Source organism: Shewanella sp. MBTL60-007, assembly GCF_019654915.1.
GTDB lineage: Bacteria > Pseudomonadota > Gammaproteobacteria > Enterobacterales > Shewanellaceae > Shewanella.
In genome coordinates this window covers 1-12,851 of the sequence record NZ_BPET01000087.1, presented here as the reverse complement: position 1 = coordinate 12,851, position 12,851 = coordinate 1, and the positions used below count along the sequence as shown (strand labels likewise).

The 12,851-nt window shown below is 43.9% G+C and carries 10 protein-coding genes; 6 read left to right on the top strand and 4 right to left on the bottom strand.

Annotation, left to right across the window (positions count from 1 at the left end; translation table 11 throughout):
- Positions 1-228 precede the first annotated feature (228 nt).
- Positions 229-1,104: a DNA ligase gene (locus K5Q92_RS22410; protein ID WP_220771069.1), complete on the bottom strand. Its 876-nt coding sequence runs from the start codon at positions 1,102-1,104 to the stop codon at positions 229-231.
- 284 nt (positions 1,105-1,388) lie between these two features.
- On the opposite strand from K5Q92_RS22410, the gene K5Q92_RS22405 reads away from it, so the two are divergent.
- From K5Q92_RS22405 to K5Q92_RS22395, 3 genes are all read left to right on the top strand, one after another.
- A complete protein-coding gene (locus tag K5Q92_RS22405) occupies positions 1,389-1,760 on the top strand; it encodes a diacylglycerol kinase (RefSeq protein WP_220771068.1) in 372 nt (123 codons plus the stop codon).
- Positions 1,761-2,157: 397 nt separating this feature from the next.
- Positions 2,158-3,030 carry a hypothetical protein gene (locus K5Q92_RS22400; protein ID WP_220771067.1) on the top strand — a complete coding sequence of 291 codons (873 nt, stop codon included), beginning with the start codon at positions 2,158-2,160 and terminating at the stop codon, positions 3,028-3,030.
- Positions 3,031-3,293: 263 nt separating this feature from the next.
- The gene (locus K5Q92_RS22395) at positions 3,294-4,319 is read left to right on the top strand and encodes a GGDEF domain-containing protein (protein WP_220771066.1); all 1,026 of its coding nucleotides are present in this window, start codon (positions 3,294-3,296) and stop codon (positions 4,317-4,319) included.
- A gap of 88 nt (positions 4,320-4,407) precedes the next feature.
- Here K5Q92_RS22395 and K5Q92_RS22390 read toward each other — a convergent pair whose 3' ends face one another.
- From K5Q92_RS22390 to pdsO, 3 genes are all read right to left on the bottom strand, one after another.
- Positions 4,408-4,974, bottom strand: coding sequence for a class GN sortase (locus K5Q92_RS22390; RefSeq protein WP_259649673.1), 567 nt, complete (start codon positions 4,972-4,974; stop codon positions 4,408-4,410).
- Between the two features lie 101 nt (positions 4,975-5,075).
- The gene (locus K5Q92_RS22385) at positions 5,076-7,361 is read right to left on the bottom strand and encodes a marine proteobacterial sortase target protein (protein WP_259649672.1); all 2,286 of its coding nucleotides are present in this window, start codon (positions 7,359-7,361) and stop codon (positions 5,076-5,078) included.
- Positions 7,362-7,454: 93 nt separating this feature from the next.
- Positions 7,455-8,201, bottom strand: a complete 747-nt coding sequence (gene pdsO, locus K5Q92_RS22380; protein WP_220771064.1) for a sortase-associated OmpA-like protein PdsO — start codon at positions 8,199-8,201, stop codon at positions 7,455-7,457.
- Between the two features lie 244 nt (positions 8,202-8,445).
- Here pdsO and pdsR point away from each other — a divergent pair, with 244 nt between their 5' ends.
- From pdsR to K5Q92_RS22365, 3 genes are all read left to right on the top strand, one after another.
- On the top strand, positions 8,446-9,138 hold the full coding sequence (pdsR, locus tag K5Q92_RS22375; protein ID WP_220771063.1) for a proteobacterial dedicated sortase system response regulator: 693 nt from the start codon (positions 8,446-8,448) through the stop codon (positions 9,136-9,138).
- A gap of 83 nt (positions 9,139-9,221) precedes the next feature.
- Positions 9,222-11,408 (top strand): proteobacterial dedicated sortase system histidine kinase, encoded by a 2,187-nt coding sequence (pdsS, locus tag K5Q92_RS22370; RefSeq protein ID WP_220771062.1) that lies wholly within the window; start codon positions 9,222-9,224, stop codon positions 11,406-11,408.
- A gap of 164 nt (positions 11,409-11,572) precedes the next feature.
- A complete protein-coding gene (locus tag K5Q92_RS22365; protein WP_220771061.1) occupies positions 11,573-12,751 on the top strand; it encodes a cystathionine beta-lyase in 1,179 nt (392 codons plus the stop codon).
- Positions 12,752-12,851: the final 100 nt, after the last annotated feature.

The window sequence follows — 12,851 nt, the reverse complement described above, 5'->3', positions numbered from 1 at the left end:
AAAATATCGAGTTCGCACATCTTGTTGTCTGGTTATTGATTTTTCTCAGAACCATTTGATCACATGACAAGATGTGCATCTACCTTAAATTTATGATTTTTATCAAAATCATTAGGGGATTCCTCAGCGCCTTGCTATGGAAGACGTTCTTCAAGTGCTTTAACACAACTTACATTGCAAAAGTCAGGTTCAAATATTATTGAGCCTGACTTTTTATTGTGTGTTAGATTACTGTGCTTGCCTTACTCGCAAAAAACTTGCAAACCTCGGTGTACCTTTTTGCGTCAACCCGTAGTATTTATAGGTCACTAAGCTGCCAATTCTTGGCGGGCTTTGCCTTTGAGCTAACGTGAACCCCGTTCCTAAGTTAAATATTACTCCCTGGTCATTTTTAACCACCAATGCTCCCATCATGCCACTAAAGCGCCCCTTACCTTGCGTATAACCAATGACCTTTGCTTCGGCATCATAAAAAGGCTTTACTTTAACGATATCGTTACTGCGACCCGCTTTATAAAAGGCACTTTTCTTATGCAACATGAGCCCTTCCCCGCCTTTGGCAATCACCTCTTGCAAGTCAGTATCAAGTACGTGGTAATTTTCAAGCTGATATTGGGTGATGACCTTTAAGTATGGGCTAATATGGCTTAATTCCTTGAGCGCCTTACGGTAACGTAATTCAAAAACGCTAGCCTCGTTAGGCAAATCAAACACCATAAATTTGACCGTTTGCCACTCAGCCTTACTCGCTTGGGATTTTCTGACTATCGCTGATACTTGCTCGAATGCTCCTCGTTTAATCCATAGCTCGCCATCTAACGGATAGTTAGGAAAATCTTTAACAAACCAAGCTGGCACAGCTATTTCTCGGCCGGAACGACTGTACATCGATTTGCCATCCCAATAACCTCTTACACCATCAAGCTTTTCACTGACTAGATATTCGGTAATATCGGCCACAGGCTTTTGCAACGTTGAGGCTAACTGAATAGAGGGTTTATCAGGGCTTTTATCATGAAGCTCTTCGGCGTAAATTCTGTCGATGCTGCCAAGGTAAGCCAAAAGTAACCAGAATAAAAATCCGATGAACTGTCTCGATAACATATACCTTACTCCTTGTTTGGTTCCGCACATCCTGTGCATATGCTCTATCGTCAATAGATCTAACTCGCAGACGCTTAAGTCTAGTCGGAATGACTGTAACTGGCTACATTCAAGGTCATAGACGAGTTAATAGCCACAAACAATAGGTTGGGCATTTTGAATTAAATCAAAAAAGGAACATGATATACTCCGTGACAAATTTTTAGTCATCTAGCTAAAGATATTGTTATCGGATGATTATCATCCACGTGAAAACACTATTATGAATACTATTTTGGAATGCTATGAAACCTGCTAATAATCACGGAATAAAGCGCATAATCAGGGCCACAGGATTTTCAATGCAGGGCCTAAAATTGGCATGGCAGCATGAAGCGGCGTTTAGGCAAGAGTTGATGTTAGCGGCAATTATGCTGCCTATCGCACTTTTGGTGGATGTGACGACGGTAGAACGCGTTTTACTCCTGTTAGGCTTATTTTTAGTGTTGATTGTCGAGCTGTTAAATTCAGCGATCGAAGCTGTTGTCGATAGAATTAGCAGTGAGCACCACCCCTTGAGCGGTCAAGCGAAAGATATCGCTTCTGCAGCCGTATTTATGAGCCTAGCATTTTGCGGATTAAGCTGGGCTCTTATATTATTACCTAAACTTTTCTGATAGTTAGCAGTACTTCCCTCTATTATTTTTGCGCCTAGAGCGAGACTAAACCTAGGCGCCTCCCCCGTATTATCCCCAGCTAACCCAAGACGCAATGACCGCTACAATCAAGGAGCTTTCGTTAATTTAAGTAACTAATCTTGCTACCAACTCTAACAGCTTGTTTCTGCTCTCTCTGTTTACTCACCTATTTACCAAGTCAAAATTACCGATACAGCCAAACTTAACAATATGGAACACAGTGATATTGCATTAAATCAAACTAACAGCACACTTTTTGAAACAAATTATTCACATAAATAAGAATCCTGTTATGCTTAAGGTCGAAAAATAAAAGCGCTATGTATTTAGGCTAAAAAAAATAAGAATAAAAATAAGAGAGACGGAGTAACTTTTAATGATTAAAAGTTTCATCATTCGCTGCGCCGCCATAATGGCTTTGACCCTAAGCCCTTTAGCTTATGCAGATAACAGCACCGTTATCCGTATCGGTGGTTTTTATGCTAATACCGACTCAACCATAGATGTTAATGATCCAATATTAGGTAATGAGTTCACTTTGGATTTTGAGTCTGATCTCAAATTAGAAGAGTCTCAATTTTTACCTTTTTTCGAATTTTCCCACCATTTTAACGATCGCCATACTTTATACGTCGATTGGAAACAACTACATCGCAACGCCTTGGTACAGTCAGTTGAAAAACCGTTTCAATTTACTTGGGATGAAACCACTTACGATATCAAATCTGGAATTTCGTTAGATAGCACTCTTAATATCGATATTATGCGAGTTGGCTATGGTTACGATATCTGGCAAGGCCATAACTACGATGTTGGTGTTTCTGTCGGTTTACATGCAATGTTTATTAAAACGGCATTTAAAGGTGATATAGGGATCTGCGATGTCACCACTGAAACCCGTTGCCCCGATACGGTTGAGATCCCTAAGGTCGTCGACGAGAAACTCTCCGCCCCGCTACCCGATGTTGGTATATATGGCTCATATGAGTTTTACCCAGGTTTTAAGCTTAATGGCCATGCCCAGTATTTTTATATTAAGTTAGACGATATAAAAGGTGGTTTAGTTGATGTACGAATGGGGGTCGAAGCCGCTATCAGTGAGAACTGGCATATGACCGCAGCCTTTAACTATTATGAAGTTGATGTTGAATACACCTCTACTATTAGCGCTGCTGATATCAAGATTGCCGATTATAACATCTATTACAGCTTTATCGGCCCTATGCTTTCAGTCAGTTACCAATTTTAGAGCGGCTGCTTCCAAATAATTCATTTGGAAGCTTTTGATTTAATGGACAATTTAAGCAATAGCTCCTTGTTTAGTCTGAATTATGACCGGCTCATAATTCATAATTAATTTCATCTGCTGTTTTATTGCTCTACGTAAGCTTTTTCAAGTTCTGTATAGGCAAAAAACATAATAGAATGAGCCAGTAAGATGCACAATGGTGTCACCAACACATTGCATGCAAACAATAAAATCAAAAACTCATACGCAATTAAGGCACTGCAATGGCTAATCCACTGCTAAAGGAATCGGCACTAAAGTTAAAGAAAGCCATTCCTCTGATGCTAAAGCACCAAATCCCTACTACGCCAACAAACTACGCATTATGGTATGCCTATGTCGACGAAAAAAGCCCTAAACTCAATCAACATTTAGATGAAATTGTTGGCCAATATAACACTTGCCCTCCCAGCTATAGTGAGCGCCTATATAGAGAGTACTTAGCTGAGCCTGCTGCTATAAATGTGATCGATATGCGCCTTAACCTCGATGCTATGGTCACAGAGTTGTCGCAGTCACTCAAAGATACCAATCTCGATGCTAGCCAGTTTCACCACAAGATAAGTAATAATTACGACAAGCTAAATAAAATTGAAAATGAAGGCTTTAGTATTGAAGAAGTATTAGCCGTTGTTAAAGGCCTTGTTCGAGACTCCAATGAGATCCGCGTCAGTGCTCAGCACTTTTCGGCCCAGTTAGCTAAGGCGCAATCTGAAATTGATGCACTAAAAGAACAGTTAAAACAGTCAGAGCATGATATGCACTATGACGCATTAACTGGCTCACTGAATCGCCGTGCATTTGATAGTGATCTTAAGGGGATCTTGGAGCAGCAGCCACAAGGACTCTGCCTGATCATCGCCGATATCGATCACTTTAAGGTATTTAACGACACCTATGGCCACCAGCTAGGAGATCAAGTACTAAAAGCAGTTACCAAACGATTAACTGAAGCCTGTAAAGACGGCACCAAGCTTTATCGCTTTGGTGGAGAAGAGTTTGCGCTTATCGTACCTAAGAGCCAGTTAAGACGTGCGCGTCAACTGGCTGAGTCTATGCGCCGCAGTTTAGAAAAACTCACCTTAAAAGATAGACGTAAAGGCGAAACCATAAACAACATCAGCGCGTCTTTTGGAGTGGCCGAGTATCGAGTCAACGATAGCCATGGTTCGTTAATTGATCGCGCCGACACCCAGTTGTATCAAGCAAAACACCTTGGTCGAAACCGTGTCATGCCAATAATACGTTAAACGTCATTTCGAGTTCATGTGGGTTTCATTCAGCCCTAATTGGTCATAGAAATAGCGACCTACTTTATCAAAAAGCAGGTCGTTAATCTTAAATAGGTTCTGCCTTAACCACAAACCGCAGTGGGCCACCGGAAAAATTGGCCCCAAATGGATAGCAAGTCACTAAGGTTAACTCCTTTTCTCCCCTGTCTTGAACCACACTCATATCTGACTCATGGGTCACTTGCGTTGCAAATACTCGGTATAAATTGCGTTTACCCGAAACGCTTTGCACCTGGATTAACTGTCCGACTTTAATGCCGTTAAGCCTAGCAAAGTGAGTATCTCTATGACCAGCGATAACCGTATTACCTTGGTCATCAAATTCTGAACTTGATAACATTAATGCCGGACCGAAGGCCAAGTTTCGACCCGTTGCCCCCGAGAGGACATAAAGACTGTCACTATTATCTCTATCATGTAATTGTCGCCCTCCCTGACTTGTAGTCGTCGATAAAAACTCCAACTTAGCAACGGGATGGGTGTCGGCCCACGACCAAGGTTTATGGGGTTTACGATCTTCGAGTGTTTTTTGCCAAGCTTGCTGAATAAGAAACTGGGCAAAATGTGCTTTAGCTTGCATATATCCTCCTTGAGTAAGTAAAAGCACTCCCATAGCTAATAACAGCCAGGGGAAGTATCGATGGAAGCGCCGGCAGAGGCCATTACCGCCCCCCGTTCGAGGGTGTGAGTTCATGTTTTGACCGCTAAAACCTATCACCGCCCTTCCTCACTAATCTCTGGACGACGAAAGGACAGCCGGTAGAGCACTGCAAGTAGCAGTAATACCGAGCCAAAAATAATAAACACGTAACTATTAGTACCAGTTTGGGGCAAAGTTTGTAGGGAGCCTTGCCAACCTCTAGGCAAATGCTGCATCACCTTGGCTAGCTTAGCCTCAACACCTTGTGGCTTTGAAGGGGTTAAATCTACCGCCACCAAACTGGTATAGGCACTCATGATGTGAAAGTTCATTGCGATAGCGGTGATCTGTTTTTCAACACGCTCTCGATTGGCTCCCTGTTTGCTTAGTTCCAGTGCCGCTATCTGCTTTCGAGCCCAAACTAGATCTAAACCTTTGGCTTGCTCAGTGGCATTAACGGATAATCTGCGCTGCCAAAACTGCCCCGCTAACTGACCTTGAATTAACAAGTCATTACTGACATAGCTAGGTAACTTAACGGCCACCAATAGAGGTTCATCGGCATAAAGATCGGGAATGCGTACAGGCCAATAATCTGGCACGCTACCATCGCTAAACCTAAGATCCACATCCGTTACCTGAGGCTTTTCTATCTTCTCAAGTAGGCTCACCACTTTATGATTAACCTCATCTAGCTTACCAATATAGGTAAACGTACCGCGACCTAATTGCGCAGCCCTTTGCATAAAGTGGGCATTGGGTGCGGCGCCTATCCCAATGGTAAACAAACGACTTTCACCGAGTTGTGCCTCAATTTGCTCAAATAACATCGCCTCATTCGCAACCGCACCATCGGTAATAAACAACACTTGACGCAGCCTGTTTGGAGCATGCTCTTTATTATCAATGCCAGTTTCGATATTTAGCGCCGAATTGAGCGCCATCGACATCTCGGTGCCACCATTAGCCTGCAAACGATTAATATAATTTTGGGCTCGCCCTAGGTTAACCGCCGTTGCGTGCACAGCCCTATCGGACCATTTTTCAACCTCAGAATTAAACTGCAAAATATTAAAGCTATCTTGAGGCCTTAACCCTGCTAAAGCATATTTGAGGGCTGCTTTGGCTTGTATAATGGCATCACCAGACATAGAACCAGAGGTGTCAATGACTAAGATCAACTCCCTTGGGATCACTAAATCGTGCTGAGTCGCCCCTTGAGGTGGTATCAGCATCACTAGGGCATATTTGTCACTTGCAGGTCGTACTGGCATTGCCATATCTGATGACTGCTCAGCTGTCGATTTTGATGGAGCTAAGTTTGAGGGAGTAAGGTTCAACTCCGTAGAAACCGAGGGAATATGAGTGCCATGTGTTTTGCCTACCTGAGAAAACACCGCTGCAGTAGGCTCACTACCTTGAATAGGCTGCCAACTCAAAACGAAGTCTCTATTCGCAATTGCATCCCCTTGTAAGCAGACTAACGCGCCGCCATCTTCCGCCACATCCACATTAATCTGGTGATAGGGACTGCGGATCTGTTCAATGGGCATTGCGCTATCAAAAGTCACTTTCAAGTTGATTCGATTGTTATTGCCTCGCTGGTAGACTCTTCCTGCCTCAGATATTAGGCGTAGAGCAGAAACTTGATTGTGAATATTAAATGAGCTTTGCTCTTGTTTTGCGTAATACTTGGCATATTCAGCAGGCTTAGTGCTACGACCTATCTCATCACTTAGGGCTCTTGCTTCGTTAGCTGTTACGTTATAAACACTAGCAGTTTGCTCTGGCGCGTACCTTGGTGCCACTACCATAGGAAAGCGAAGACTAAACTCTCCGTCACGATAATCCAAAGTTTCTTGATAGGTCAGCTCCACAATCAGTAATTCATTAGGGGCGAGATTAGCCACTTTCGTACTAAAGATATTGGGCCTTCTTTGCTCAAGTAAACTGGCCTTTTTTCCCTGAGCTTTTGCTTGTTCAAATATCGCCTTTGCCTTGGCTTTAGGTTGAATTTGTCCCTCTATCACCCTATCGCCAATATGAAGCTTAAGTTGATCAACAGCCGCTTCATTAGGTAAGGGGAATAGATAGTCGCCATTAACCCAGTCACTGCTATTGTTTTTAAATTCGTGGCGCACAGAAACACGATTGATCCAACCGGAAACCTGCATACTGACCTCGGTTTGCATTGGTAGAGCCAACGCTGTCTCTCCTTGAGCGTTCTCAAACACTAGGCTCCCCTGCTTAACGTCATCAATTGAAAAGGTTTCTGTCGCTATCATCGCCATTGTATTCATTGGTAACAGCAAACAAAAAATCGATAACATCATCACTTTCATGTTGATTTTAGCTGCCATTAGAGCCCCCAAACGGGGGCCTCCTTGGCGATGACTTAGCTTTGATAAATACACAGTCATCTGTTACTCCTCTTGATGTTCTCTTTCTAGCTACTACTTAGTCGCATTAGCAGCTAGTGCACTGTTTTGGTTTTGCAGTTTCAGTGTCACTCGTCGATCGAAAAAGTCGTTCTCAAAGCTTTGCTCAGCCATCAATGGCGAGGAGTCACCAAAAGCCTGATTATTTAGACGCTCTTCGGCAACGCCCTGCTCAACTAGATAGTTTTTAACTTCAGCGACCCGCTGCTCAGACAAAGCTTGGTTATAATCACCATCTCCACGGCGGTCAGCATAACCGGTAAGGTCCAGAGTTAGCTCAGGCGATAACGACATGGCATAGGCGATATCGTTAAGCTGTTGTTGGAAATGCGGTTCGATAACAGATGAACCCGTTTTAAATTGCACATTAAGCCCCAGTGCCAATTCGGTTAACTTTTGCTCTTGTGCCATCTTTAATGTGGTCAATTGTTGCTGCGCCTGCTCATATTGATCTGATAACTCAACTAGCGACTGCTTTTGTTGATTTAACTCGACAAGCTCTTGCTCTCGCTCGGTTAACATGGCTTTTTGGGTTTTCAATTCATCATCGTCTCCGACAGACTTACCTAATAAGGTGCCAGTAAATCCGCCGATGATTGCACCAACTGGTCCACCGACTATCGCCCCAACAACAATGCCCGAACTTAGGCCAATTAATTCTTCATTATGACTGCGATCAGATTCAACAACCTGCTCCGCAGAGGCGTGAGTCGAAAACACTAAGGCGCCGATAACTAAACTAGAGATAAGTTGCTTTTTCATATGTAGTTCCCTTTTATATCGCTATTTAATTGGCGGGGTTAATCGCCATAATTTGGTTTAAGAAGTTGTATCTATTCGATGGAGCTATTAAACCGCAGTGAAATGGCTTTTAAGGGGAGTAAAAGTGGCAAATTGAATATCAATTGTGGCAACAAAATGGCAATCGCAGCTCACATCTTTAAACGCGATTATTTTCCTGTATAGTCACAATCAATTAGACAGTTAACGCCAAATACAAGAAGTCATGAAACGAATTGCCATAGTAGAAGATGAAGCTGCGATCAGAGAAAATTATAAAGAGGTGTTGCAGCAACAAGGTTACTGCGTACAAGCCTATGCCAATAGGCCCGAAGCCATGCAGGCGTTTAATACACGTCTACCGGATCTGGCGATTATCGATATCGGTTTAGAAAATGAGATCGATGGTGGCTTTACTCTATGTCAATCATTACGAGCCATGTCGAGCACTCTACCAATTATTTTCTTAACCGCCCGTGATAGTGACTTTGATACGGTTTGTGGTCTTCGCCTCGGGGCAGATGATTACTTGAGTAAGGATGTGAGCTTTCCCCACCTTATCGCCAGACTTGCTGCACTATTTAGACGTTCCGATCTTAAAAATGTCGGCAGCGATGATAGCCATATTATCGAGCACGGTCTGCTCACCATAGATGTTAATCGTATGCGAGTTTGCTGGAGTGGCATACAGATTGAACTGACGGTAACCGAGTTTTGGATGGTGCATGCGCTGGCGAAACGCCCAGGGCATGTGCGTCAACGCCAAGAGTTAATGCAAGAAGCAAAAATATTCGTTGATGACTCGACCATTACCTCCCATGTAAAGCGAATTCGGAAGAAATTTATCGCCCAAGATCCCAACTTTAACTGTATCGATACCGTCTACGGCATGGGTTATCGCTGGGATTCACACAGTTAATTCTCTTTTATTTTCAAAGTGGCGCTTTACAGCGCCACGTAGCTAAGTTCATTTAGGTTATTAATTAGGTACAGCATTCATCCATGTTTAATTTGCCCATAGGTCTGCGCACTAAAGTCGCAGTGTTATCTCTGTTTCTACTCTGCCTGCCCTGGCTTGGGTATCAGTACGTGTGGGAGATGGAGAAATACCTGCGCCACGGCCAAGAAAAAACCTTAGAGGGCACAACACAGGCATTAGCAACGGCGCTTCACGAGCGACCTAAACTATTTGACAGCCAAGCGAGCTTCTTGACTCAGGTCGAAAAAGGCCGCGATCTGTATGCCTACCCCCTTTCGGGTCCTATTCAGCTCGATGGCAAGCTGTCTGACTGGAGCAGTTACCGCCACCGGGCGCTGAATTATGGCAACGACTACCAGATCTATAAACGCGATGAAAACCAGCCCCTCGCAGTTAGCTTTACCCATATGGTGGGAAAATACGCGGGATACCTTTATGCCTTCTTCGAAGTCAACGATCCCCATGTGATCTACCGCGGTAGAAACAGCCTCAGCATAGATAGAAACGACCACATCGCTATTGCGACGCTCGCTCCCGATGGCATGTTTCGCCGTTATATTATCGCCACCACTCAGGACGGTTGGATTAGCGCCTTCGAGCTACCAGAAGATCCCAGTCTTACGAAGCCAGTAACACCAGAGGTCAAAATTCAAGGTAAATGGACTAAGACCGAACAAGGTTACAATGTCGAAGTTCGGATCCCGCTTAATATGGTGGGCAGTAAGCTAGGCTTTGCCGTTTATGACGTCAACGATAAAAATAGCCGTACCTTGGATGCCGTTGTTGGCACGTCGGCTATTGATGATGTCAGCAAACTAGGCACTGTACTGGTGCCATCACCAGAAATTGAAAGCATCATTAAAGGTATGAGCCATAATAGCTCACGCATTTGGGTGGTAGATAAACACGGTCGTGTACTGGCAAAATCCGGTGATATTCGCTCCGATAACAGTGTTTGGTCTCGTTCAACCATAGAGAAAGAGAGTAACTCTACTTGGGAGCAATTTAAGCGAAAATACCTACATCCGCTTTATTATAAAATCCTCACCACACCAGCCAAAGACTTCATCGACTCCTTACAAGACTCGACAGTACTGCAAGGTAGCCATATCTCTAAGGCACTCAATGGTGAGCAAGGCTCCACCTGGCGACTCACCCCTGACAACAAAGCTGTGGTACTTGCAGCTGCCAGTCCTATCTGGATCGATGACAAAGTTATGGGTGTTGTTATCGCTGAGGAGACCACCCATGGTATTCGCACCCTCAGAAACAAAGCCTTAGAAAAACTGTTTAATGTCATTTTAACCATTATGAGTATGGGCACTTTGGCGTTATTTTTCTTTGCCTCTAATATCTCTAGTCGTATCCGAAAACTACGTGATGAGGCCGAGCAAGCCATCGATAGCCAAGGGCGAATAAAGAATGAAATTCAAGGCTCAAAAGTCCGCGATGAGATTGGTGATTTGTCTCGTAGCTTTGCCAGTATTGTCAGCCGCTTGAGTCAATACACTCATTATTTAGAGAATATGTCATCACGCTTATCTCACGAGCTTAGAACACCTGTTGCCGTGGTACGATCATCATTAGAGCATCTTGGGTTGCAGGAGCTTAACCCTGACACTCGAAAATATGTTGACCGGGCACAAGAAGGGGTTAACCGCCTCAACATGATCCTCAATAATATGAGCGAGGCAACTCGCCTAGAGGAGAGCCTATCTCATGCTGAAAAAACCGTGTTCCCATTGGAGAGAGTCATCAGCGGTTGCATGCAAGGCTATCAAATGACCTATCCGGATCAGACATTCAGCCTAGAGATCATCAACGAAGAAACGCCCATTGTTGGCGTGCCAGAATATATCGCCCAACTAATGGATAAACTTATTGCTAACGCATTAGAGTTTAGTCATGAACAGAGCCCAATCCATGTTTCACTAAAAGTAAAAAACAAATTTGCCGAGCTATGCGTCAGTAATCTAGGGCCCGCCCTCCCTGAAAATATGGCCGAGCAAATTTTTGAATCCATGGTGTCTGTACGTCCGCAAAAAGCGCAAGAAAAGCCCCATTTAGGGCTAGGGTTATATATCGCTCGATTGATCTGTCAGTTCCATCAAGGCCAGATAAGCGCTAGCAATGTTCAGCAAAAGTCTGGTGAGATCACTGGTGTTGAGATAAAAATTAGATTGCCATTGAGCAAAGAGAGTCTGTCGTAAATATGAGATGAGACCAAATATGGCGTAGAAAACAGCTTAGTCAATCAATACAGAAAGCAATACAAAAGGATCATGAAAATATAGACACTTATTCTTATAGACACTTTTTTTTAGCCGTTTAGATGTTAAGATGGCTAAAAACAAAAACTGATGGAATTCGCCCGATGAAAAAAGAAACTCAAATAGTCAGTCTTGGTCGCGATAAGAAATGGACACAAGGAGTCATCAACCCACCCATTTACCGCGCTTCCACCATGGTGTTCGATACCATAGAAGATATGCGCTTTGCCGCAAAGAACAAGGCTAATGGCGAGATGTTCTATGGTCGCCGCGGCGGCCCGACTCATTTTGCTTTTCAAGCGGCCATAGCCGAGCTAGAAGGTGGTGTAGGCACCGCCCTCTACCCATCGGGCAGCGCAGCCATCAGTAACAGTCTGTTGTCATTTTTAAAAGCAGGAGACCACTTGTTGATGGTCGATAGCGCCTATGAACCCACTCGCGATCTATGTAATAAATTGCTGGCAGGCTACGGTATCGAAACCACCTATTACGACCCAATGATAGGTGACGGTATTGAAGCCTTGATTCAGCCAAACACTAAGGTGCTGTTCTTGGAGTCTCCAGGCTCTATCACCATGGAAGTGCAAGATGTACCAACCTTGAGTCGCATCGCCCACCAGCATGGCATCGTTGTGATGCTCGACAATACTTGGGCATCACCAATTAATAGTCGCCCTTTTGAAATGGGCGTCGACATTTCAATTCAAGCGGCGACCAAGTACATTGTAGGACACTCCGATGTGATGATGGGCACAGCAACTGCAAACGAAAAGCATTGGGAACAATTGCGAGAAAATAGCTACCTACTCGGCCAGTGTACCTCTCCCGATGATGTTTACCTTGCTAGCCGCGGCCTAAGAACCTTGGGGATTCGTTTAGCCCAACATGAACAAAATGCACTTAAAGTCGCCAACTGGCTAAATAGCCGATCAGAAGTCGATCACTTGCGCCACCCTGCTTTCGACTCTTGCCCTGGTCATGAGTTTTTTAAACGTGATTTTAGTGGCTCCAACGGCTTGTTCTCATTTGTGCTCAAACAAGGTGACATCAAATCAGTTACAGCCTTTGTGGAAAATATGCAGCACTTCAAGATGGGCTTCTCTTGGGGCGGATTTGAAAGCTTGATTTTAGGGGTGTTTGGTATCGATAAACTGCGAACGGCAACCCATTGGGACAGCAAAAAACCACTTATTCGCTTGCATATTGGCCTTGAGAACGTCGATGACTTAATCGCCGATCTTGACGCTGCCTTTGAGCGCTACAACCACGTATTAAATAACTAATATTGGATTGTTAGCGCTATGCGCTTCATCATTAATACAATAAGCATCATCACAAGCCGGCTATTTATGTCGGCTTGCTTGTATTTATCACTCGAAAACG

Coding starts and splice junctions, on each gene's coding strand:
- K5Q92_RS22390 (WP_259649673.1), bottom strand. CDS start 4,974: ATGGGAGTGCTTTTACTTACTCAAGGAGGATATATGCAAGCTAAAGCA.
- K5Q92_RS22395 (WP_220771066.1), top strand. CDS start 3,294: ATGGCTAATCCACTGCTAAAGGAATCGGCACTAAAGTTAAAGAAAGCC.
- pdsS (WP_220771062.1), top strand. CDS start 9,222: ATGTTTAATTTGCCCATAGGTCTGCGCACTAAAGTCGCAGTGTTATCT.
- K5Q92_RS22405 (WP_220771068.1), top strand. CDS start 1,389: ATGAAACCTGCTAATAATCACGGAATAAAGCGCATAATCAGGGCCACA.
- K5Q92_RS22410 (WP_220771069.1), bottom strand. CDS start 1,104: ATGTTATCGAGACAGTTCATCGGATTTTTATTCTGGTTACTTTTGGCT.
- K5Q92_RS22385 (WP_259649672.1), bottom strand. CDS start 7,361: ATGGCAGCTAAAATCAACATGAAAGTGATGATGTTATCGATTTTTTGT.
- K5Q92_RS22365 (WP_220771061.1), top strand. CDS start 11,573: ATGAAAAAAGAAACTCAAATAGTCAGTCTTGGTCGCGATAAGAAATGG.
- pdsR (WP_220771063.1), top strand. CDS start 8,446: ATGAAACGAATTGCCATAGTAGAAGATGAAGCTGCGATCAGAGAAAAT.
- K5Q92_RS22400 (WP_220771067.1), top strand. CDS start 2,158: ATGATTAAAAGTTTCATCATTCGCTGCGCCGCCATAATGGCTTTGACC.
- pdsO (WP_220771064.1), bottom strand. CDS start 8,201: ATGAAAAAGCAACTTATCTCTAGTTTAGTTATCGGCGCCTTAGTGTTT.